18 protein-coding genes are annotated in these 22,885 nt (G+C 42.9%); all 18 read right to left on the bottom strand.

Going from position 1 to position 22,885, the window contains the following annotated elements:
• Window positions 1-61: 61 nt before the first annotated feature.
• On the bottom strand, window positions 62-1,723 hold the full coding sequence (locus tag ACBP55_RS13555; RefSeq protein ID WP_464652242.1) for a response regulator transcription factor: 1,662 nt from the start codon (window positions 1,721-1,723) through the stop codon (window positions 62-64).
• Entirely contained in the window at window positions 1,701-3,227 is a 1,527-nt protein-coding gene (locus tag ACBP55_RS13550; RefSeq protein ID WP_464652240.1) for a sensor histidine kinase, read from the bottom strand. Before ACBP55_RS13550 ends, ACBP55_RS13555 begins: the two co-directional genes overlap by 23 nt.
• Before the next feature lie 365 nt (window positions 3,228-3,592).
• Window positions 3,593-3,937 (bottom strand): FAD-dependent oxidoreductase, encoded by a 345-nt coding sequence (locus tag ACBP55_RS13545; protein WP_464652238.1) that lies wholly within the window; start codon window positions 3,935-3,937, stop codon window positions 3,593-3,595.
• Window positions 3,852-4,877, bottom strand: a complete 1,026-nt coding sequence (locus tag ACBP55_RS13540; protein ID WP_464652237.1) for an FAD-dependent oxidoreductase — start codon at window positions 4,875-4,877, stop codon at window positions 3,852-3,854. Before ACBP55_RS13540 ends, ACBP55_RS13545 begins: the two co-directional genes overlap by 86 nt.
• Before the next feature lie 23 nt (window positions 4,878-4,900).
• A complete protein-coding gene (locus tag ACBP55_RS13535; protein ID WP_464652235.1) occupies window positions 4,901-5,680 on the bottom strand; it encodes a sugar phosphate isomerase/epimerase family protein in 780 nt (259 codons plus the stop codon).
• Window positions 5,681-5,720: 40 nt separating this feature from the next.
• The gene (locus ACBP55_RS13530) at window positions 5,721-6,737 is read right to left on the bottom strand and encodes a Gfo/Idh/MocA family protein (protein ID WP_464652234.1); all 1,017 of its coding nucleotides are present in this window, start codon (window positions 6,735-6,737) and stop codon (window positions 5,721-5,723) included.
• A 24-nt stretch (window positions 6,738-6,761) separates the two neighbouring features.
• On the bottom strand, window positions 6,762-7,643 hold the full coding sequence (locus ACBP55_RS13525; protein ID WP_464652232.1) for a carbohydrate ABC transporter permease: 882 nt from the start codon (window positions 7,641-7,643) through the stop codon (window positions 6,762-6,764).
• An 18-nt stretch (window positions 7,644-7,661) separates the two neighbouring features.
• Window positions 7,662-8,558 (bottom strand): ABC transporter permease, encoded by an 897-nt coding sequence (locus tag ACBP55_RS13520; RefSeq protein ID WP_464652231.1) that lies wholly within the window; start codon window positions 8,556-8,558, stop codon window positions 7,662-7,664.
• 100 nt (window positions 8,559-8,658) lie between these two features.
• On the bottom strand, window positions 8,659-10,344 hold the full coding sequence (locus ACBP55_RS13515; protein ID WP_464652230.1) for an extracellular solute-binding protein: 1,686 nt from the start codon (window positions 10,342-10,344) through the stop codon (window positions 8,659-8,661).
• A 210-nt stretch (window positions 10,345-10,554) separates the two neighbouring features.
• Window positions 10,555-13,719 carry an OmpL47-type beta-barrel domain-containing protein gene (locus ACBP55_RS13510; protein WP_464652229.1) on the bottom strand — a complete coding sequence of 1,055 codons (3,165 nt, stop codon included), beginning with the start codon at window positions 13,717-13,719 and terminating at the stop codon, window positions 10,555-10,557.
• A gap of 267 nt (window positions 13,720-13,986) precedes the next feature.
• Window positions 13,987-14,193 carry a hypothetical protein gene (locus tag ACBP55_RS13505; RefSeq protein WP_464652227.1) on the bottom strand — a complete coding sequence of 69 codons (207 nt, stop codon included), beginning with the start codon at window positions 14,191-14,193 and terminating at the stop codon, window positions 13,987-13,989.
• Entirely contained in the window at window positions 14,144-14,719 is a 576-nt protein-coding gene (locus ACBP55_RS13500; protein ID WP_464652225.1) for a GNAT family N-acetyltransferase, read from the bottom strand. Before ACBP55_RS13500 ends, ACBP55_RS13505 begins: the two co-directional genes overlap by 50 nt.
• 17 nt (window positions 14,720-14,736) lie before the next feature.
• Window positions 14,737-16,089 (bottom strand): FAD-dependent oxidoreductase, encoded by a 1,353-nt coding sequence (locus tag ACBP55_RS13495; RefSeq protein ID WP_464652223.1) that lies wholly within the window; start codon window positions 16,087-16,089, stop codon window positions 14,737-14,739.
• A 57-nt stretch (window positions 16,090-16,146) separates the two neighbouring features.
• Entirely contained in the window at window positions 16,147-16,968 is an 822-nt protein-coding gene (locus ACBP55_RS13490; RefSeq protein ID WP_464652221.1) for a carbohydrate ABC transporter permease, read from the bottom strand.
• 18 nt (window positions 16,969-16,986) lie between these two features.
• Window positions 16,987-17,886, bottom strand: coding sequence for a carbohydrate ABC transporter permease (locus tag ACBP55_RS13485; protein ID WP_464652219.1), 900 nt, complete (start codon window positions 17,884-17,886; stop codon window positions 16,987-16,989).
• 179 nt (window positions 17,887-18,065) lie between these two features.
• Window positions 18,066-19,415 (bottom strand): ABC transporter substrate-binding protein, encoded by a 1,350-nt coding sequence (locus ACBP55_RS13480; RefSeq protein WP_464652217.1) that lies wholly within the window; start codon window positions 19,413-19,415, stop codon window positions 18,066-18,068.
• Between the two features lie 118 nt (window positions 19,416-19,533).
• A complete protein-coding gene (locus tag ACBP55_RS13475; protein WP_464652215.1) occupies window positions 19,534-21,129 on the bottom strand; it encodes a response regulator in 1,596 nt (531 codons plus the stop codon).
• Window positions 21,126-22,841 (bottom strand): histidine kinase, encoded by a 1,716-nt coding sequence (locus ACBP55_RS13470; protein WP_464652213.1) that lies wholly within the window; start codon window positions 22,839-22,841, stop codon window positions 21,126-21,128. The genes ACBP55_RS13475 and ACBP55_RS13470 overlap by 4 nt, the downstream gene beginning before the upstream one ends.
• Between the last annotated feature and the right edge of the window lie 44 nt (window positions 22,842-22,885).

Raw genomic sequence — 22,885 nt, 5'->3', positions numbered from 1 at the left:
AAGCTTCCATCGCATCCCAGTTATTTCCAGATAAAACCGGTTTGTCCAGCGTTGCTTTCGTTCAATTTACAGATTCGCGGTATTCCTGAGGGGTCATATTCATAGCTTTCTTGAAAAATCGATAAAAATGATGATCAGAAACAAAGCCTACATGCTTCGAAATTTCATGAATTTTATATTTTTTGTCGTGTAACATTGCTTTGGCTTCCATCATTCGAGCTTCAGTAATTAAACTGGATAACCCTTGGCCCGTAGCCTGTTTATAGAGCCGAGAAAGGTAAGATGGATTCAAACCAACCGCTTCTCCGATACATGCCAACGATAGGTCTCCAGACACATTCTGCTTGATGTACCCTTCAACTTTAGCAATATACTCATTTCCTTTGACCGTGCGTTCATTTACTTGATGTTCAAAAAGAATTTCTGCTAAATTCGAAAAATAATCAATGACCTCATCCCAAGAATTGTGTTCTATCTGACTACGTTTATTGATGTCCACTTTATCGTTCATTTCTTTTTGTAGGCCATGACGATTCAATTGAGAAAGAAAAATGGAAAACAGCGAGTAATAGATTTCTATTTTCAAGCTGTCTACATGGGAAGGATAAATATTTATTGTATTCATGAAGTCCAGATAAAGCTCAAAGAATTCCGTCTTACGACCATTTTCCAAATAAGTCTTCAAAAAATCAATTTTTTTAAGATGAAGACGCACTTGCCCGTTGGATACGATTGTATTCAGAGGATCATGGAGGTAAAAGTCATTTTCAATCAACAACAATTCCGAACTCATCCCAAAGCCCTGACTAAATAAGGACTTTAAAGCTTCAAATTTTTCAGCAGTACCGTCCCAACCTACAGGTTCACTTGCTGCAACAAAAGAAATAGGCAAACTAAGCAAATCTTTACAAGTAGACTGAATCGATTCCAACATGCCATGAACAAACAGAATGGTACGTTTCCACGACTCTGCGACATATTCCTCACTTGATTTGTCTTGAATTTGAGGTTGGATCAACCAAACCAATTTACTTCGATCATACACAATGGAAAAAACAGACGACGATACAGACATGTACTCTTCAGCAATGTTTTGAATGGCAAATAGCAATCGCATACGATCGGAAGGACTGATGTCCTGCTTCCAGTTATCGACTCGTCCGAGCACCAATAAAACGGAAGCCTTGGCATCGAGTCTAATCTGCAAATCACTAAATTGCTTTGGCATGGTTTGTAACGAATAAGGATCCCCTTGCAGCAAATCCCAGAGAAACTCTTTCTGCAAAGAAGGCAACGCCCTATAAATCTGTCTTTTGGCCTCCTGAATCAGATGGTCGACTTCGACCTCTTTTTTCAAGCTTACGATTGCCTTTTCAACGGTTTCTAGTAGTTTTTCATCCCCTTCGGTCTTAAGCACATAATCAACACTACCATTACGCATCGCTTCTTGAACAAATGCAAAATCATTGTAGCCGGTAAGAAAAATCACCTTGCAACGAGGCCATTGCAGCATAATTTCCTTCTGTAATTCAAGTCCGCTTTTAAGTGGCATTCTGATATCCGATAATACGATATCCATCTTTGTTTTGGTTAACCTCTCGATGGCCTCGAATGACGAATACGCCCAATAAATCTCTAAATTCAAATCATTTGGTTCACTAAAAAGATCCACTAAGCCGTTCACAATAACAGGTTCGTCGTCAACAATCAATAATCGGTACATCGTTTTCACCCTTTTTGATTGTAAATTTCATTTCAACCCGTAATCCGCCCAATTGTCCTCTTGAAACAGACAAACCGGAGTCGGATCCGAACTTCAATTGAAGTCGTGCATGAACGTTTTGTAAGCCGGTCGTTTCCCCTATGTTATAGGAAGACAGTAAACTCAGGTGTATTTTTTCCAATGCTTCGTCACTGAGTCCCTCCCCATTATCCTCAATGGTGATACAAAGATAGCTGGCATGCTTCAAAATTTTAATTTCCACTATACCGGCATTCAATTTGTGTTCCAAACCATGGTTATAAGCATTTTCAATAATCGGTTGCAGGATCAAACGCGGAAGTTTTAAGTTCTTACAATCTTCGGGCAGATCATCCCATTTGGTTACTATACGGTTGGAAAAACGAATCATTTGAATCTCAACATATGCATTGGCAAGCTTGATTTCCAACTCCAAAGTTACTTCATCTGGAGCATTACGCGTAATAAATTGAAAATAGTCACCCAAATGCTTCGTAAACCGAATCACATTCTCGATATCATGGCTCTTCGCCATTCGATAAAGGACAAAATAACTATTGTATAAGAAATGCGGATTGATTTGCGACTGCAACTGCTTTAACTCCGCCCGTTGCGATCTTATTTTCTGTTCATACACCTCATGAATCATCGATTGAAGCCTGCTCACCATTTCATTAAACTGCTTATATAAGTAATCGAATTCATCATAATTTTTATGCTTTATGCTGATTCCAAGGTTCCCAGTTTCCACCTTTCGAAATGCAAACACCATTTTACGCAAAGGTTGGTGGATTTGCCGATAAATCCAAGCTGAGAATAAAATAATAACTAAAACAGATGAAAATGATAAGATCCAAAACCAATTGCGATATTTATTCAATGGTCCAAGAATCTGTGATTCCGGTACATATACCAAAAAAATCGTATTCAACGAATGCGAACGTTCATAGGTTATTAAATAGTTTTTTCGCTCCATTTCCATATAGCCTTGTCCAATAAATTCCTCTTGAAACGACTTACTCATCATGAATTCTTTCAATTTGGGAACCATTCTCATGTCTGGATCATTTGCAATGAACCAGCTTTGATTTGAATCCAACAAAACAGCTCCACCTTGACTTGTATGGGAAGCTTGCAGAAGCGACTGCTTAATTTCATTTTCCGACAATTCCACCTCACTAGTAAAAATCGGCATTTTATTTGGAGTAATAGGCTTGGGATATAGCTCACTTATTAGCAAACGGTTATGCCAATATATGAACGGGTACATATGATTGTCGGAAAAATGCTCCAGCGCATTTAATTCTTCTAAAGGTAATTCATCACCATAATAATTCGCGTGTATCGTCCTCTCCAGCAGCGGAATATAAACCTTTACGTCTTCCACATAAAGGCTGGAGTTTTTCATGAGCAATAATTTATTTTGTAAACTAAGGATTGCCTTCACACGTTCAAATTCAGTCATCCCTGGAGCTATTGTACTCAAGTTTCTTAAATCCTCATCAAAAGAATACTCTCTATTTAATTTTATCAGACGGTTCATTTCCGACTCGAAAGAATTCAGATAGAAATGGACGCGTGACTTCATAGACATAGAGATCTCTTCTCTTACACTTGCCTCACCATATATGTTCATTATCAAGCTAAGAACGTAAATAGGTACAATAATCATTAGAAATGCAACAATAATTTTCGGGAATATGGAAAATTGTCGAACGCGCCACTCGATTCTTATGGTTGCCACCCCTTTATCCCCGTCAAATCTATAGTGAGCAAAAGAAACAACAGGTTCAGATTGCACCCTGTTGTTTCTTTCATATGCACGGATATTTTGCGTTTGTCAGCTCATTTTCAGCTCACTTCAACCCCGAGTTTCGCTCCTTGTCGTGTTAACGCTTCCTGTACTTTGCCGACATCCAGTTCCCGCGATCTCCTATTATCACGTACGCACAATGCAGCTGCGGCTCCGGCCGCTTGCCCGATGGCTATTGCGATCGGTTGGACGCGGATAGCCGAATGCGCCTCGTGTGTGGCAGAGATCGGCCGTCCAGCAATCAACAAATTTTCTATTTTCTTCGGTATGAGACAGCGGAACGGAATTTCATACCACTCACCGGGATTCAGACTCCTTGATGACAGTACCTTCCCCGTTCGGATTGTGAATATCGACAGGATAGGCGCCACGAGCGATAACATCGTCAAATTTGCAGGCCTGAAGAAGTTCTTCGGCCGTCAACATATATTCGCCGACAACTCTACGCGATTCCCTTACGCCAATTTGAGGGGCTGTTGTTTGAAGATACGCATGTTCGAATCCTTCGATCTTGGTGGTCAAGAACCGGACAAACTCCTGAACCTGCCGGCGTCCCTCGATTTCCGCCTCCGTAAGTTCCCAGGGATTCGTGGCATCCTTCAGAATGATGCGGGTCGAGTTGAAATGGATAACCCCCGTCTGATTAGTGTAAAACCACAACACATTTTCCCGAGGACAATCGATCTCTCCGCGGGCTTTTGCTTCGAGGTATCGCCGTGTGATTTCAATTCTCTCCGGCATACGGCCCACATCGATGTTGGCCATGCGGAAGTTAAGCGTCATCGGCTGGCTCAGGCTGTCAACTTCGCGGCCCTTTTCCACTTGCGCACCGGCGAATGCCGCCAAATCGGCATCTCCCGTCGCGTCTATATACATACGCGCCTTGAGGTCGACAAGCCCCGATTTGTTTGCAACTGTGATGCCTTCGATGACAGCCCCGCTGCTATCCATACGAACGTCACCAAGAAAGGTATGATACAACAGCGTTACGCCGGCATCCAGACAGAGTTGTTCTGCCACCACCTTCAGCGCTTCCGGATCAAACGCAGTCTTCTGCATCGGATGTCCGTACATCCCCATTCTTGTCATGCCATCAATCAGTTCTTGCAAGACGCCGAAAATGATTTGTACTTGTTTGTTATCTCCGGCCCAATAAGACATCCACGGATTGACCATCATGGCCGTACCCGCTCCGCCGAGGAAGCCGTACCGTTCAATCAGGAGCGTCTTCGCGCCTTCTCGTGCGGCAGCGACTGCCGCTGCAATTCCGCTCGGCCCGCCGCCTGCCACAATTACATCGTACTCATACATGGATCGAACCATCTTATTCACTCCCTTATCGTTAATTAAGCAATCCCAAGCGATTTCAAATAGTCGATACTCATTCTTACGCTTTCCAGCGGTGGTCTCTTGCAGATATCTTGTTCGACGATGTAATACTTCACGCCCACCTCAGCAGCAATCGCAAATATCGAAGGATAATCGATAATTCCGTGGCCGACTTCGGCAAACGACCGTTCCGCATCATCGGCCATATCCTTCACGTGAACAAGCGGACAACGGCCTTTGTAGGTCTGTAGGTACGTTTTCGGATCGATACCGCCTTTTTGCACCCAGTATAAATCCAATTCCGCTTGCAACAGATCGGCTTCGACGGCGTTATAAAGGACATCAAGTTTATACTGGTCATCTACTTTTGCGAATTCAAAATCGTGGTTGTGATAGCAATACTGCAGCCCATTTTGCTTGCAGCGTTCGCCAACGGCCCGTATCTTCGCCGCAAAAACGCCGATCTCTTCCTTCGAATTCATCATTTCCATCTTTGACCACGAGGAAATCAGGTAACGGCTTCCGATCGTCAGATTATATACCATTTGCTTGTCAAGCAGCGCAAATATCTCCTTCATATCCATATCAAATTTCAGCCCTATGGTATGGCTAGATGATGCCGTTAAATCGAGGTCATCAAGTACTTTCTTCATTTCTTTGGCTGGAACGTCGCCATATCCGGCAAACTCCACCACTTTGTATCCCATTGCGGCTACTTTATGCAATGTTCCCAAAAAATCCTCCTTTGTTTCTTCGCGCAGCGTATAAAGTTGCAGACCCACAGAAATTCCAGCCATTTCCATTCATCTCCCTACGTTATCGTTCCAATAAGAATTCTCATTCATAAGGCACTGGCAGTTCCCGGTCTGCTGCCGCCGATTTGGCTGTCGTGTCTAGCACAGCGATAATACGTCGGGCCTCCTCGGGCTTCACAATGAGCTCCGCACCCTTTAACAGGTGATCCGCAATGTTTTGATAATAGTTATGCCATTCATCCTTCATAAGAGGAACTTTGCTCTCGACCTTTAAACCGTTTAATTCCGTATATAGCATCAAATAATTCTCGTTGTGATTGCTTATGACCGCACCTTTTGTACCCAAGATGCGGCGGTTCGCTTTACCAGCGCGAGCGATGGAAGATACTTGCACATTAGCGACCGCACCGCCTTCAAACACAATGATGCTTTCCATATGATCTTCATTTGTCACATCATGCCATAGCCGTTTTTGCACAAAACCGCGAATCGACTTTATTTTTCCGGGCACGATACCAAGCAGCCAGTCGATATAATGTGCACCCCAATCGTAGAAAGCGCCCCCCGAGACTACTTTGTCGGATCGCCACCAATATCCGGGGTGTCCGTGACCACCGATGGACATTTCCACTGAAAATATCTCGCCGAGCAAATCTTTTTGAATCAAATCCTGTAAAGTCAAATACCATCCATCCCAACGACGATTATGATAAACGGATAGCATGACACCTTTTTCAATCGCTTTTCGCACAAGTGCTTCAGCATCATCCGTATCAATGCACATCGGTTTTTCCAATATACAGTGTTTGCCGCTTTCCAGCACTTTCATTGCAAGTTCTGCATGTGTATGATGCGGCGTAATGATCGTAATGAGATGGATATCCGGTTGGGCCAGCAATTCCTCTATCGTTTGAAATGTTCGGATATTCGGAAAATCGATTTTTGCCTGATTCAGGCAAGCTTCGTCAATCTCACAAACAGCGGCAAACTCTAACCCAGCCAGATTCATTTGTTCGCCATGCAGTTGTCCCATATTAAACGCTCTACTATATCCGACCACTGCTCCTCGGATGATCGGTGTGTTAGTTATTGCCATCATAATTCCTCCATATGACTTCATTTTCTACTCTTTTACACTCCCTAAAGTAATCCCTTTAACAAAAAATCTTTGCAAGAAAGGGTAAATCAAGAGAATCGGTAGAGCACCCAGGAATATTTGAGCTGCTTTGGCAGTTCGATCTGATACGGCCACTAAAGAGGCTACATCCTGATCCCGTACATTGGCGAGATTATTGTCAATAATTATCGTTTGTAAATAGCTGGATAACGGATATTTTTCTGGAGAGTTCATGAGAACCAAACCATCAAACCATGAATTCCAATGATGTACAATTGTAAATAGAGCGATCGTCGCTAGAGCAGGCAGAGAAAGCGGGACATAAATCTTCCATAAAGCACCCCAATGTCCTGAGCCATCTATAAAAACAGCTTCTTCAAGCTCCTTAGGTAATCCGCGAAAAAAGTTCAATAATAGAATGATATGAAAAACAGCGACACCACCAGGCAGAACCAAAGCCCAAATTGTATCAAGCAACCCCGTAAATTTGATCGTCATATACCAAGGAATCAATCCACCGCTGAACAAGATCGTGAAAACAAAATACCAAACGTAATAGGTGCGGAGTTTAAATACTTTGGTTTCCTTTGATAAAGGATAAGCCATTAAAAGAGTTAATAACATACTGAGCGATGTTCCGAGAATCACTCGTTCAATCGTTACAACAAAAGATCGCAGAAACTCCGGTTTACGCAAAATATATGTATACGATTGAATTGTGAAATCTACAGGCCAGAACTTAACCGAACCAGCTGAAGCTTCGCTGGACGAACTGAACGAAATAGCAAGTACATGAATGAGTGGGAACAAACACAATAGAGCCAGTAAACATAAAAAAGTATAAGTAACAACAAGAAACACTCTCCGTCCTAAAGAAACGGTTTGCATAACGAACTACCTTCTTTCTTAAAAAATCCGATAGTTGGCAAACTGAGAAGCCAACCAATAGGAAACCGAGATCAATACAAAAGAGACCGCAGATTTAAATAAACCAATTGCTGTCGCAGTCCCATAATGGGCATCTAGCATCCCCATCCGATACACGAATGTGTCAATAATATCCCCGCTCTGATAGACTGCCGGACTATACAAATTGAACACTTGATCAAAACCAGCATTCAATACATTTCCTAAACTTAAAGTGGTTAATAAAATAATGATCGGACTAATCCCCGGCAATGTGATATGCAACGTCTGTTTCCAACGATTCGCACCATCCATAAACGCCGCTTCATAAAGTGATGGATTTATGCCGGCTAATGCTGCTAAATAGACGATGGTGCTAAATCCGAACTCCTTCCACACATCAGAAATAACCATAACAAATGGAAACCATTTGATGCTGCCTAGAAAAAATATAGGATCCAATCCGAATAGTTTTAAAAATTGATTGATGATGCCCGATGACGGGGAGAGAATATCGATCAAAATTCCACTGAGAATAATCCATGATAAAAAATGAGGCAAGTAAATCAGCGTTTGAACGCCCTTTTTAATAAATCCCTTATTCACTTCATTCAATAAAAGAGCAATTGTAATCGGCACAATCAGTCCCGCAACAATTTTCATTACAGCAATAAAAACCGTGTTCCAAAGCACCTGAAAGAAATCAGGTAGGTTTAAAATATAAGTGAAATTAGCAAACCCGATCCATTTTGAACCAAATAATCCGTTAGCCGAATTAAAATTTTGAAAAGCAATCACAATTCCGATCATCGGAAAATAACTGAAAATCAAAACTAATACCAGACCTGGTAAAAGCATTAAATGCAGGGGCAATTCACGAAGCATACGTGATGGCATAATCCCGATCCTTTCCTTTTGAATTCTGTGCCATTCAGGAAAAAAAGGGGGAAGATAGCTTTATACTTTACTCTTCTTCCCCGCCTTTACTTACAGCAACCTATTTCTGAGTATCCGCCCAAACGTTTACTTCGTTCGTCATGTCATCTCCGCCAAGTTTCTTCCACTGGGTAACGAAATTATCAAAATCGTCGACAGGTACGACTCCCATAATTATTTTAGTGAATTCTTCGAGCGTCATCTTATCAAGCGTAGACGACTTTTCTTTCATAGTTGGAGTAGGTGCACCATAGAAAGCATTAACCATGAGTAAATTTTCTTTCTTGTACTTATATTCAACTGCGTACGATGAATCCGTTGGTGCTTTTTGTCGCATAGTTGCCCAGTTAATCAGATTTATTCCAGAATCTCCATTCATGAAACCAAGAATTTTATCATACCCAGCCTTTTGCTCCGCGTTTAGCTTCTTTGGATCTTTTGTCTCTAATGCGTCTTTTAGGGCCAAATAGGTATCGGGAATATCTTTAAGAGCTGGCCATGTTTGAACCAATGGGTACTTGAATAGCTCTATTCCATCTTTTGCTACGGAGTACTTCTCAATATCTGCCGTTTTACCCCATTCTTTTTCACAGAAGAGATTGAGTAATTTAATCGCCGCTTCTGGATGCTTCGAACCTTTTTTCACAACAAAATATTTAGAGACAGGAAATGCCACCGTAACTTTAGCAGGCTTATCATCAATGGACGGGATTGCGAATGCCTTCCACTCCATATTCGGATCCTTTGTTTTCCCATCCACAAAAGGATAATAGGGAAACCAATCCGAACCAAACATAATGCCATATTTACCTGCAATAACGGATTCAACAGCTTTACCGCCATCTTTAACCGGAAACTCCTTGTCGATTTGCCCTGCTTTGTACAAGTCACGCAATTTTGCTAAAACGGGTTTTATTTCTGGTTGAATACTGCCTGATACCACTTTACCAGAAGCATCTTTAATCCAAGCTCCTGGATAGGCATGATAACCATTAAAGAAACCTCTCAGGCTGCCCATGTCTTCAAATATTTGTTTATTTGCTCCAATTCCAAGTGTATCATTCTTGCCATTCCCATCCGGATCTTTGGCGAAAAACGCTTCAGAAATCTTAAGTACGTCATCCATTGTTTTGGGTTCTGGTAGATTTAGTTTTTTCAGCCAATCCATACGAATCCACATTACATCTCCCAAACTCCCAGCTGTATAAGGAAGTGCCAGCAGCTTACCCTTGAATGTTGCTGATTTAAGTGCTAGCCCGCCATCTTGATTAATAATTTCCTTCGTGAACGGAGCCGCATATTTCTCATACAGCGCAGTTAAATCTTCTAATTGACCAGATTCCTCCATTTGTTTCAACTGCGTCGTGTTTACGGCAGTAATATCCGCTATTTCACCAGAGGCAATCGAAAGGTTCAATTTTTGCTGGTATTGTGCATCAGGAGCAGTCCAAGTATATTTTATTTTGATACCCAGAGTATTCAGAAATTCCTTCGTCCAAACGTTATTGTCAAGATCTTCACCCGGATTATATTTCACCGAAGCACCAATACTCCGAACCGCAGTCACCTCAATCGGTGGATCATACTTGCCGAATGGATCATCTTTTTTAATCGTTGTTGCTGACTCCGTTGGAGACATTGATGTTTTGCTTGGCTCTGTAGATTTGGTTGTGCTGCACGCAGACGCCAATAAAGCGAAGCTTACGATGGATATCATAACCTTAGATTCTGAGCTTCTTTTCTTCATTTCATTACCCCCGATTGTTATTTATGCAAATCTCTTTGCATGTATTTATTATAAGAAATAGGGGATTTCGTTGGATACTTTCATCTATTTACATCTACTATCATATATCTACTTCTGATAGCAAAAGATTCACTTAACATTAAAAAACTGGAGGAGGGCAGGAATGCCTTCCTCCAGAAATATCCGCATTGCTAAAGAGGCTAATATATCTTAATGATTTCCCGATTGATCATGAGGCACCGTGACGGTTTCGGAAGCAATCGTTTGGTTGCCTGCATTGTCGGCTATCGTATACGTAATCGTGTATATACGTCCCGTTCCGCTACCTGATCTTTCAGCGCGTAAATTAAATGATGTGGCCGCTGTACCGAAATTAGCCCCAATGTCGCCTTGATCGCTATCGGGTTCATTGCTCGTAATGGAGGTTAACTCCACAGAAGCAACGCCTGATCCAGTATCACTCGAATTTAGTAGGGCATGAATGGTCACCATTTTATGATTCGTCGGCCATATCGACGTTTTATCCAATTGAACGTTTAATATTGGCGCCGTTTTGTCAACCTTAAATTCGATGGTTTGGGTCTGTTCTACATTGCCCGCTTGATCCGTGCTGCGATAATTGACCTTATAAACCCCTTCACCAAAGGCAGGAATGGAACCCGCATAGGTGATCCAAGCCCCGTCATTCACCTGGTATTCGGTTTTCGCCACGCCGGATAAATTGTCATATACAGCTAAGCTTATCGTTACATCCGACGTATACCATCCGTTGCTGCCGTTTGGCGCAGCCGGATTTACTGATGCAACGCTTACGGGCGCTGTCTTGTCGAGCTTAACGGTTGTGGTGTGTTGGGCTTCAATATTACCTGCATTGTCTACACTCCAATAGACTAGTGTATGCACTCCCTCCGTTGTCAAAGCAATGTCCGTGCCCGTTCGTTGCGCGCCACCATCTATTGTGTAGTATGTAGCTGCAACGCCTGATCCGCTATCACTGGCATTCAAGCTTACGGTTACATCATGATTTACCCAACTTGTCGGAGCGTTATCTGTTGTCGATGGTGCTGTTTTATCAACCGGAGTCACTTTCACTTTAGCTTCGGCATAAATGGAACTCAGTGGATTCGTGGCACGAATCACCGCTTCTCCAGCCCCCATCGCATTCACATGCCCCTCGGCATCGACAGTCACGACTTGACTGTTCGAGCTGCTCCAAACCAGCGTCTGCTCCGTTGCCTCAGCGGGAGTAAACACAGCTGTGAAGGCATGCGTATCTCCTACCCGCAAATCCAGTGAAGAGGTATCCAGAGCAATTCCTGTCGGAAGGATGGATTCCAGCTTAATGGCATCCGCCCGAAGCGGATGATCGTGGGCGGGGTTCCCGTCCTCGATCATGATATAACTGCCTGTTCCCTTAGGAAACTCGTAAGTACCCAATACCTGCCAAGAACCTTGCAGGGAGAATTGATCCACAACCTTCGTTTCCTGTTTCACTCCGTTGATATAAATCGAATACCAAGCCGCTTTTGTGGTATTCACCGGTGTGGCGGGTGTTCCGGGAAGATACGCTGTTACTCGATAACGCCCGGGCTGGGCTATAGTCGGCGTCCATTTGGCGGATGCGCCCGTCGGATTCGTAATAGCTCTCGATATGCCCCCGTCATAGCTTTTGAGTACGGAAGACGCCACCCATTTATTGGTAGCCACTCCACTAGTTCCATTGACTTCCGTATAGCCTCCCTTATTGTAACCATAGTATAAGGTGATCGGATAGGTAATGGCCGGTGGAATCTCTTCGATAGGAGCTTCCAACCCACCCTTGACATAAAGCGGGTTTTCATCCAAATGTAGTCGCACAAAACCATTCGTCGGCGAATACGTTTGCGTATTTCCCATTAAGTCCGTGACATCAAGGCTGCCATGGGTATAAAGCTTAACGTCGGCTCCTGTAGGAGCGTACATAACCCGAATATCTTCCATTCCTTTATGAAACTTGTGAACATAAATACCAGACGCAACATTCTCCGTGGTTTGGAAATCCGCTCCCGTTAATTCCCGGGTCATAGTTGCGTAGGCTGCAAAGGCCGGCTTCGGTACATAGGCCCCTTTTGCATCGCCGGGATTCCGAATCAATCCGTACGTCCCCTCAAAATCATTGGGAACGGTGGATTTATTTTGCAAATTATAGATATTGATTTTTTGGATCCCATTGGCCAAAGCAGTGACAATCCTTCTAGCCACATAGTTGGCTTGAACATGCTCAGTGAAATTATAGTTAGTAAATCCTGTCTCCGAAAGATTCATGGGAATGGTTTGATTGTTGTTATATTTTTTCATTATATTTCTGTGCCTGTTAATATCAGTAACGATATCCTCAGGATTTTTCGGGTACGCATGAAATGAATATTCACTCAGATAATTCAGCGCACCTTTTTGATAAAGCGATTCTAAGAAGGAGTCCGAACCTTGATCACCGAATACGAATCCGGTAATTTTCACATTGGGAAAATCGTGATGAATTTGTTCGTATGATGCTTTTAACAAATTGAAATAAAAATCCGCTTTTTCGGCCTCCGTGGTAAGTCCCTTTCCAAACGTAGGAATGTCTGGTTCGTTCCAAATCTCCACTTGACCGATCTGAGGATATTGGGCCAATACTTGCTTGCCATAATTAGCAAAAGCCGATCTTGCCTCCAGACTCGTCGGTGCATTTCCCCCATCGTATAAATTATTATATAAAGCTAGAGTGATATAGGGCTTGAGATCATTCGCCTTCACACCCGACATGAAATTTTCAAGGAAGGGCTTATCTTTAAAGTTATAAACCCCCTTCGTCGTATCCTCAATGTACTCCCATCTCAAGGCATCCCTGACATACTTAACTCCCATTTTCTTGGCAATGGGGAGCAGAACTGCCGGGTCTTGAGCAATTAGGTCGGTTCGAGCGGCATGCGTTTGCACGGAAAAATGCGAATCCGCCACCTGACTCAGATCGAAATTCGAAACGACGGCGAACGAGGTTTCTTGAGAGGCAATAACGTTCCCGTTCTGCTTGGCCGTAATAACCAATTTGAACCATCCCTTTTTACCGGGATTAACGGTTAGCAGGACGGATCCACCGCTCACCGCTTGACTTCCGGACTTTACGGTGTTACCCCAATAATCGGAATAAACCCAATCAATCGAGTCCCCATCCGTATTGATTTTGAAGCTCTTGGTGTCATTTTCATAGAAAATGTTTCCTATTGTGTTTTGCTCGATGGTAAGTGCTGCCGCATAAGCCACTTGCTTTCCTGAAATTAGGGTGAACCCGCTGGCTACTAGCAGAGATAGCACAAGAAATGAAGAACATAAACGACCAAGCTTTTGTTTCATAGCATCACTTCTCCCTTCAAATGTAAATCATGTAATTAAAAAAATTTGAAACATGTTCTATACTTGTGATGCCACCTCCATTACTAAATCAATTATCGTAAGCGATTACATTTCAACTTTACTTAACTGGAAAATTATTGTATACGGTCTCTTTTAACTTGTTTAGGGACATTTTTAATTTCTTCTACATCCTACTTCATAGACTTGACTAGCTTGGAAAATATACTTCAAACAAATGTGTAGAAACAAGTCAAAAAAATGGACCTGTTAGACTTCATTGAAGTCCGTCAGGTCCTTTTTAAAAACACCAGGAATTGCGAGAAGATTACCTCCCGTTAGGTTATTATTAATACAGGCACAAATCATCGCTACTCCTGCCCCCGTTGCATTCACATGCCCTTGCGTATCGACAGTCACGACTTGACTATTCGAGTTGCTCCAAACCAGTGAATGACTTAAGACGATTCTTAACATCGTGCCAATCCTCATCAATAATACTGTATACAACATAATCTAATCCATTATACTTTTTCCTAAGGATCCCTTCCTTTTTTGCTCCCAACCGTTCAATAGCTTTTTGTGAACGGCAATTTGTTGACGCAGCGATAATTTCGACACGAACAGCTTCCCATATCTCAAATGCATATTTTAGTAACAAGTATTTACATTCCGTGTTTACCCCCGTTCTCCAAACCTCAGGGGAATACCATGTCCAGCCAACATTTAAATTCTTGTGTACAGGCGATATCCGTAAATATCGAGTCATTCCAACCATTTTGTTTAATTTTTTATCAAAGACAGCGTACGGAAATTCTTCTCCGCTTTCCCTTCCCAAAACCGCTGAATGAATAAAATTCCACATTTCTTCTATGGTTTGAACTTTTGTTGGCAGGTGCTCCCAAATTTCGGGAAATTGTGAGCATTGAAATAATGAATCGGCGTGCTCATATTCAATTGGGATTAATGATAATCTTTTGCCTTCCAATTGAGTGAAATTCATGTCTATTTTCCCTTCCTCTAGATGTTCATTTTATTACACACCACATGTGTTACCTTTACAGGACCTTCTACAAATTGACCTCGGCTTTGCAGAATATAACGTATCTCTTCAGCAGAAACCATACGAACATCACTGAAGCCAGATTTGACGGTTAACGCTGCGGCGGTTCCTGCTGCTTCACCGATCGCACTAATTCCTGACATTACGCGATAAGACGCATGAGCCTCAAATGTACCGCTAATGCAGCGAGAGCTTAATAACAGGTTGCTTAACCCTTTAGCGATGAGACAGCGATAAGGAATATGATAATACCCTGGGCTTGGTAAAATAGTCATATACTCTTGCTGATTTTTATTTCCATCAGGATCATGTACATCCACATCATAAGCACAAGCAGCCACCATATCATCAAACTTGCGTACACGCAAGCAGTCTTCTCCTGTTAACATATAGTCGCCGATAACTCTGCGGCCTTCACGAACCCCAAGCTTCGTAAAAATAGTCTCGATCTTGGCATCCCGAAAAGCAGGATGCTCTTTGATCGCTTCAACCAATTCATATACTTGAACTTTCCCTACTTCAAACGCACGTTCAACTGATCCCGGAATTGTAGGATCAACATCACTCACAGCAGTCGAATTAAATAGGAACGACTTCCCATCTGGATAAGGGAATGCTAACACGCCTTGTCGCATATTGGTGCTATTCGTTTTCTGTTTCATGGCAAGATAATATGGTCTTAGCGTCTCTTCCAGCCAAAAAAAGCAGCCCCAGCTTGTGACATCCTTCACTTTAAACAGAGAGGAATCGAATCCAGTGAGTTTGAAAGTAACCGTCGCCGTCTGCATTTTCCCATCTTTCTCTCGACCCTTTTGAAATTGCGCTCCCGCCAATGCAGACAAATTTCCGTCTGCCGTCCCGTCAAGGAACACGCGGCCATATACACGCGTTTGCTTTGATCCTGCGATAGTCAACGAACGAATATTCCCATCTTCCACCTGTACCGCATCCACCTCGCAGTCCGTCCATACGGTCAGACTTTTCTCTTTTCGAATTAATTGATGATAGATTTCTTTCAATTCCTGTTCGTCATAGCTTGGCACTGTTTCCTCGTCGAAGGTCAAGCCTGTGTTCTGGTAGGCAAGTGGGAATAATTCCTTATGAATACCTGTGTTCACACACTTTCCATGATGATCACGAAATTTACATACTAAGGCAACAGCTGCATGTACCCCAGTCCCGCCAATTTCACTCATCTTTTCAATAAGCAGCACCTTACAGTTTAATCTAGAAGCAGCTATAGCAGCGCAAATACCGCCTACACCTGCCCCTACAATCACAATATCAAAAACGTTAGTGGAATCATTCATTGATATCTCTCCTTCGTTATAACGCCTATAGGGCATTTATTAAATTTTTTATTACGTTTACCCCTTCAGACCGCTGCTGGCAATGCCTTCAACAAAGAATCTTTGGAAGATGGCTACGACGATGATGAGAGGAAGCAATGCCGAAACGGAAGCAGCCATAATCAACGAATAATTTGCACCGTATTCATCTACAAAGCTGGAAAGACCTATCGGAAGTGTGAACAATTCACTCGAACGCAGGAAAATCAACGGATTCTCATATTCGTTCCAGTGCCATGTAAAGGTCAGAATGAGAAGTGTTACGATGGCAGGCTTCGTTAATGGCAAACAAATTTGCCAATAGATCCGGAAGAATCCCGCTCCATCTACTTTTGCCGCTTCTAGAAGCTCATTCGGGATCGTACTGAAAAATTGCCGCATCAGGAACGTTCCGAATACGGTAAAAATTCCCGGTAAAATGACGGCCCAATGGGTGTTCACCAAGCCAATGCGATCGAACAGGATAAACCTAGGGACAAGCAGCACCTGAGCGGGGATGATCATCGTAGCCAAATACATGAGGAAGATAAAGTCTCTTCCCTTAAAGTTCAATTTAGCGAACGCGAACCCAGCCAGTGAGCTGGTAATGATGGAGCCGACAACCGTAAAGAAGGTGATTTTGGCCGAGTTCCAATAAAACAAAGCAAATTTGTATTTGCCGCCCCAAACCTCTTCGTAATTCGAGAAAATAGGATTTTTGGGGATCCAATTGATTGGGTATTTGAATAAATCAGCTTGGATTTTGAAAGACGAAGAAATCATCCAGATAAACGGGATCAAAACCATTACACCCAAAACCAACATGACAAGCGATACGCTTAATTTTCGCAAAGATACCACTACGAACCCACTCCTCCATTAAAAATGCTGCTGCCACTTCTTCTGGCTGCGCCATTGAACCAATGTAATCGAAAATATGATAACGAACAAAACCCAGGACATCGCTGCCGCATAACCCATTTTATAATTCTGGAAGGCAGTGAGATAAATATGATAAGCAATAACCATCGTCGAGTTGACCGGTCCGCCTTGTGTCATCACATTTACCACAGCAAAAACCTGGAAGGTGGAAATAATAAGTGTGATGGCAATCAAAAAGGTAGTTGGCTTCAGCATGGGGACTGTGATATTGAAAAACTGCCTCATCCCTGTGGCCCCGTCAATCGAAGCCGCTTCATATAAATCTTTCGGGATTCCTTGCAGTCCCGCCATGTACAGCACCATCGTGTATCCGATATAAGTCCAAACGACCATAATGATGATTGCCGGCAATGCCCACGCCGTACTCCCCAACCACCCGGGAGGATTGGCAACTCCTAGTGATCTTAGGAATGCATTTATGGGACCATCTTGGGCATTGTAAAGCACGCTCCATACCACAGAAACAGCAACCAAACTGCTGACATAAGGCAGGAAAAATAAAGTTCGTAATAAACCCTTGGCATAGACATGTCGATTAAGCAACACAGCTACAACCAAACCGATCGCCATTGCACTGGGCACCGTTACTCCGGTTAAAATAAAATTATTCTTTAGTGCTTTCCATAAATAAACGTCATTCACTAATTTTTCAAGATTTCCTAGTCCAGCGAAACTCAGCCCAGCAAAGCCCTTTAAGTAATCCCAATCTGCAAAAATCAGCATAAAACTGAAAAGCAGAGGTAGAATGACGAAGAAAAAAACGCCGAGAAAATTCGGCAAAATAAACAAATAACCTGCCAATTGTTCCTTCATGTTATGCTTGGACACTTGTCGCATGATGCCACCTCTTTTAGCTATTTCAACCCATATCCGTATCATAATCAGTAGCGACCTAGAGTGGAATGGTGTGATTTAGGTTGTTACAGCGCTGTTTTTAAGATGTATATAAACAAATCACAAAAGGACCTGGCAGACTTCAATTTGAAGTCCATCAGGTCCCTTTTGTAACACAACATTTATTTTTTCTCAGCCTTAATCGCTTGATCCGCTCTTGTCTTCATATTCTGAATTGCTTTGTCCAAGGGCTGCACACCCATGACATATTTCTCTGTTTCTTCATTAATAATCTTGGTCATTTCCGGTAAAGCGGTGGAAATCGTTTGAACTGGGAATGTATAATCACCTTTGATTAGAGATTTCAGAGAATCCACATTAATCAGGTTTGCTGCGTCTCCGACCATAAGCTCTGCCACCTTATCCACATCGATCTTCTTAGAAGACGGCAAGCGTCCGCCTGGAATCATGAGAAGATTCCCTTCGGTCAGGTACCACGAGATAAATTGAAAGGCTTCGTCTTTGTTCGAAGAAGTATTGTTAATGGACATGAAGTCGTTGAAGCCTGCCGTATTCACTTTGCCACCCTTTTCCAACTGAGGTACCGGTGCAAAAATGGTTTTGAAGTCATGCGGGAAACTTTTGGCGTCCTTCACATTCCTTAGCAAATGTGTACCTCCGAAGATCATCGCCGCTTTACCGGTCAGCAACTCGTTTGGAGGAAGCAGTTTGTTGGCGACGATTTCCGGCCACTTGACCGATAATCCTTTGTCCTGCAGCGCTTTTTGATATTCCAAGCCCTTCTTGACGGCAGGACTATCGAATGTGGACACTCCATCCGCTGTATAATAGGAATCAACTGGCTTATTCTCAAGAATAGCAAAACGCACCATATTATCATCTGGAACCTTGATAAAGCTGCCCTTCTGATCAGGTGTATGCAGCTTCTCGGCAAGGGCCATGTAGTCGTCCCATGTCCATCCTTGAGTCGGAATCTTCTCTCCCGCTTTCTCCAAAGCCGTTTGATTAATCATAACGGAAGATAGCAGCTTCATGGCCGGTAGATAATGCGTTTTCCCTTTGAACGGGACGACATTATCTTTGCCGATGATATCATCCACATTAAGCTTGTATTTGCTAATCAAATCATCCAACGGAAAGGTGACGCCCGCGTTTGCTCGGCGATTGTAATTCGTTTCTCCATAGCTGAAGAAGATGTCCGGAGCATCGGAGTTGCTGATAAGAGCCGTATCCAGCTTCGTGTTACCGCTATCGTCGTTTACATAGCGTGTATACTCCACTTGAATATCAGGATGTGAGCTATTCCACTTCGTGACCACATCCTTGGGTCCGCTCTCTTCAGGAATACCGCCCCACACCTTGAGTTTAACGGCTTTCTTAGGAACTGCGGAGCTTGCTGTGTTCGCCGCAGCGGGAGATGGGCTTGTATGGTTGTCGCTTTTCGCACACCCGGAAAGCATCAAACTAAAGGCCATAGTGAGTGATAATGTGGTATAAATCGATTTCTTCATACTGGTAAAACCCCTCTCTTACTTGTTTTCATTCGATGGAACATCATTAGCATAACAAAGTGATCATTCCTGCGTAATGAAATCATTTAAGATCTTACCTGTCTTGTTTTATCCACTTTTAGTGAATGTAGCGCTTACGATATTCTTGCGGATATATCCCTTCAATCTTTTTGAACAGCTTGGCGAAATAATTAGGGTCCGAATAGCCGATCGCGTCCGAAACTTCATAAATTTTAACATTGGGATCTTTGAGAAGCTCCCTGGCTTTCTTCATTCGTATACGAATCATGTAGTCAATCATCGTTTCGCCGGTTTCTTTCTTGAATAAGGAGCTTAAATACGGTTCCGTAAAATTAACTTCTTTTGCCAAGTCGGACATTTTAAAGGAAGTGCTGTACTTTTCTTCGATCATTCTTTGAACAGCCCTAATTTCGGGTCGAGGCTGATGAACCGTGCTTGCGCGCAAATGCTCAAAGAAGACTGAAATCCAACCAATCAACCACTCGCTTATTTCTTGTATGGACTCAGATGTCCTCACGACATGATGAGGATACTTCCCTTCGAAAGGCATGATCGAGTAAAGGTCTCCTCCTTTATGTTGTAGGAACACCTCGAATAGATGTACAATATGCAGCCAGCGTTCTCTGGCCAGATCAGGATAAGGTCTGGGAATCTTGTCTTCCAAATAGGCATCCGCCATATTCCTTATGGCGTTCTGAAGCGCTTCTTTGTCTTGTCGAGCCATCAAATCGAGAAATTCATCCTGTGATGAAATGGGTGAAGCATGGTAAGCAAACATTTGCTCTCTATAGTGAATGACATGATTCGAGTCACTGTAAAATCTCTCCAAAAGCGCTTCTTCAGCAAACCCGCACGCTTCATGCAGGTCGTATGCTCGTTCAACAGGGGAATAAGTACCGAAATAGACAGGTAATTTGAGATAACGTTGTATACATTCCGTCATCTCCTGAAGCATCGGCTCCGCCCCCATGCCGGATATCATACCGAAACGCCCTCCATCCATTTCCACAATGTGTCCTGCCTTATATTTGCGCATGATTTCCCGAAGTATATTCATCACAGAAAAACGCAGCAACTTTTCACTCTTAAAGCGATTCTCATCTACTACAGACTCGTATCGGTCAATTTTCATCATCGAAATCGTCCATGGAAATGGAGGTAGAAGATTCGCATATTCCTGTGAGAAATCATCCGCTTCCCGCTTCGAGTATTGCATGGTCAAGAGATCGCGCAAATGCTTTTCAATGGTTATTTCTTGATGGTATTGAAACGCAGTACGGTTAAGTTGTAACGATTCCTCCTGCTTCTTGCGCTCATCCTCAATTTCCACTCTGATCTGCTGCAGCTTGGTTTGGAGATCATCAGGCTGCATAGTCAGTTTCAATATATAGTCGGAAGCGCCAAGCTGCAAGGCCCGCCTGACATACCCAAAATCATTGTAGTTGGATAAAATTAAAACTTTGATGTGAGGATATAATTCCTTCACCCGTTCCATCAGTGAGATCCCATCCATATTCGGCATGGAAATGTCAGTAATCAAGAGATCACAGTGCTTTTCAGAAAGAATGGTAAGCGCATCCAATCCATCTACCGCCTCGCCGATCAATTCAAAGCCGAATTCCTCCCAAGGTATAAACGTCTTGAGTCCGAGCCTCACCAAAAATTCATCTTCCACTAATAAAAGCTTCGTCATGCTGGATCCTCCATCCGCTTCCAAGGCAGCTTAATAACCGTCTCCGCTCCAGCATCAATACCATTGTGTATAAATAGCCCAAATGGTTCCCCGAAATGCATGCGAATCCGACTTTGAACATTCTCAAGTCCAATTCCACTATATTTCCCTTGCCTTATGGGATCGGATATCTCAAGAGCGTCACTGGCAAGCTTTCTCTCAGACAGCCCTTGTCCATTATCTGTAATGATGACAAATAATAAATCATCTTCATGATAAGCCGCGATGCGGATGATGAGAGGCATTCGATTCCCATGGATGATGCTGTTTTCCACAATCGGTTGCAGGGTAAATTTAAGAATTCGAACAGACAACAGATTTTCATCGACATCAATCGACAACTCTATATTATCGTTAAAACGAATTTTTTGCAGCGAAAAATAATGTTGTATAAAATCAAGTTCATCTCTCAGTGTGACAACTTCGCTCTCCTGCTTCATGCTGTAGTTCAACATAATGCCAAGGGACGTAATCATATCTCCAACGTTTTTAGCTCCTGAGAATATAGCCAGCCACTTAATAGAATTGAGTGCATTAAACAAGAAATGGGGAGAAATTTGGGCTTGAAGGGCATGAAACCGTGCTTCCTCTTTAAGCTGCTGCTCTTCTCGAAGAGTCGTAACCATTTCCTTCAAGCTCGACAGCATACGGTTGAAATGATGGCTCAGTAGTCCGATTTCATCGTTTCCTCCCGCCAAAGCTGGCTTTTCGAAATTTCCGGATGATGCTTTCCCCATAGCCTGCACGAGCGAGCGAATAGGCTTCATAAAACGAAGGGTAAAGATGACATAGATGAAGAGAAAGCATGCAAATAAAACGATGACACTCCATGTCGTTGTCGAACGCACACTTTTCAACTGCTGCACCCATTGTTCCTGCATGGGGATCCATCGCAATTGCCAGCCGGTTGCTTTTAAGATTTGTGTAAAAGTGGATCGATCCTCTCCCGATTCAGTCTTGTTCCACAACTCATTCTGTCCCCACAGCAAACGGGTTTTATCAGATATCAGGAATTGGGCGGGGGAATCCTCCTCTAAGCTATTAGAGACGAGAAACATTTCTTTGATTGGAAATGCAATAAAGACTAAGCCATACCCCTTTGTCGTCTCCCCCTTAATTAACCGGGCCATGGTAATAAAGCCCCCTTCTTGGTTGCCTTCAAGGCCTTTAACTTTCAAAGAAGGGTTCACGTCCCAAGCTGGAGCACCGTTTTTTTCTCTGGCTTGTTTCACATAATCTGGCATCACTTTAAGTATCGCTTCATCTTGATTGGTCGCATAGATGCTGCCATTAAATCCATAAACCGCAACAATGGCATGGTTGTCCAAAATATAGGAGATCAGGTTGTCCATCTTGCTCTGTAGACCAACTACCTTCTGGTAGGTAGGATAATCATCTAAATCCGACTGCCCCGAACTTCTCAGCAATTGCAAGACATCATAGTCGTTCGTGAGCAAATTCGAAACATTTAACGTCCGATTCAGCATATCGTCGGCTCGATCCGTAACCCGTTTCAGAACCTGGGTTTGCGTGTCGGTCATTTGCCTCATAAAGATTTTGTCCGATTGAACAAAGTAAAGATACATCATAAATAAAATGGGAGCCACAATAAACAATGTAAACGCAAGTAAAAACTTCAGGCGCAAAGAGAAAAATATTTGCCTCTTGTTCATTGTCATTCTCTCTCCCCTTGGAACAAATGTATAATGGCAACCGT

It is taken from the genome of Paenibacillus sp. WG02 (genome assembly GCF_055396115.1).
This window is presented reverse-complemented; position numbering and strand designations above follow the sequence as displayed.

What these genes read in the sequence shown, in the direction of transcription:
- ACBP55_RS13555 (WP_464652242.1), bottom strand. Translation starts at nt 1,723, where the DNA reads ATGTACCGATTATTGATTGTTGACGACGAACCTGTTATTGTGAACGGC.
- ACBP55_RS13545 (WP_464652238.1), bottom strand. Translation starts at nt 3,937, where the DNA reads ATGTTATCGCTCGTGGCGCCTATCCTGTCGATATTCACAATCCGAACG.
- ACBP55_RS13540 (WP_464652237.1), bottom strand. Translation starts at nt 4,877, where the DNA reads ATGGTTCGATCCATGTATGAGTACGATGTAATTGTGGCAGGCGGCGGG.
- ACBP55_RS13535 (WP_464652235.1), bottom strand. Translation starts at nt 5,680, where the DNA reads ATGGCTGGAATTTCTGTGGGTCTGCAACTTTATACGCTGCGCGAAGAA.
- ACBP55_RS13530 (WP_464652234.1), bottom strand. Translation starts at nt 6,737, where the DNA reads ATGATGGCAATAACTAACACACCGATCATCCGAGGAGCAGTGGTCGGA.
- ACBP55_RS13525 (WP_464652232.1), bottom strand. Translation starts at nt 7,643, where the DNA reads ATGCAAACCGTTTCTTTAGGACGGAGAGTGTTTCTTGTTGTTACTTAT.
- ACBP55_RS13520 (WP_464652231.1), bottom strand. Translation starts at nt 8,558, where the DNA reads ATGCCATCACGTATGCTTCGTGAATTGCCCCTGCATTTAATGCTTTTA.
- ACBP55_RS13515 (WP_464652230.1), bottom strand. Translation starts at nt 10,344, where the DNA reads ATGAAGAAAAGAAGCTCAGAATCTAAGGTTATGATATCCATCGTAAGC.
- ACBP55_RS13510 (WP_464652229.1), bottom strand. Translation starts at nt 13,719, where the DNA reads ATGAAACAAAAGCTTGGTCGTTTATGTTCTTCATTTCTTGTGCTATCT.
- ACBP55_RS13505 (WP_464652227.1), bottom strand. Translation starts at nt 14,193, where the DNA reads ATGTTAAGAATCGTCTTAAGTCATTCACTGGTTTGGAGCAACTCGAAT.
- ACBP55_RS13500 (WP_464652225.1), bottom strand. Translation starts at nt 14,719, where the DNA reads ATGAATTTCACTCAATTGGAAGGCAAAAGATTATCATTAATCCCAATT.
- ACBP55_RS13495 (WP_464652223.1), bottom strand. Translation starts at nt 16,089, where the DNA reads ATGAATGATTCCACTAACGTTTTTGATATTGTGATTGTAGGGGCAGGT.
- ACBP55_RS13485 (WP_464652219.1), bottom strand. Translation starts at nt 17,886, where the DNA reads ATGCGACAAGTGTCCAAGCATAACATGAAGGAACAATTGGCAGGTTAT.
- ACBP55_RS13480 (WP_464652217.1), bottom strand. Translation starts at nt 19,415, where the DNA reads ATGAAGAAATCGATTTATACCACATTATCACTCACTATGGCCTTTAGT.
- ACBP55_RS13475 (WP_464652215.1), bottom strand. Translation starts at nt 21,129, where the DNA reads ATGACGAAGCTTTTATTAGTGGAAGATGAATTTTTGGTGAGGCTCGGA.
- ACBP55_RS13470 (WP_464652213.1), bottom strand. Translation starts at nt 22,841, where the DNA reads ATGAACAAGAGGCAAATATTTTTCTCTTTGCGCCTGAAGTTTTTACTT.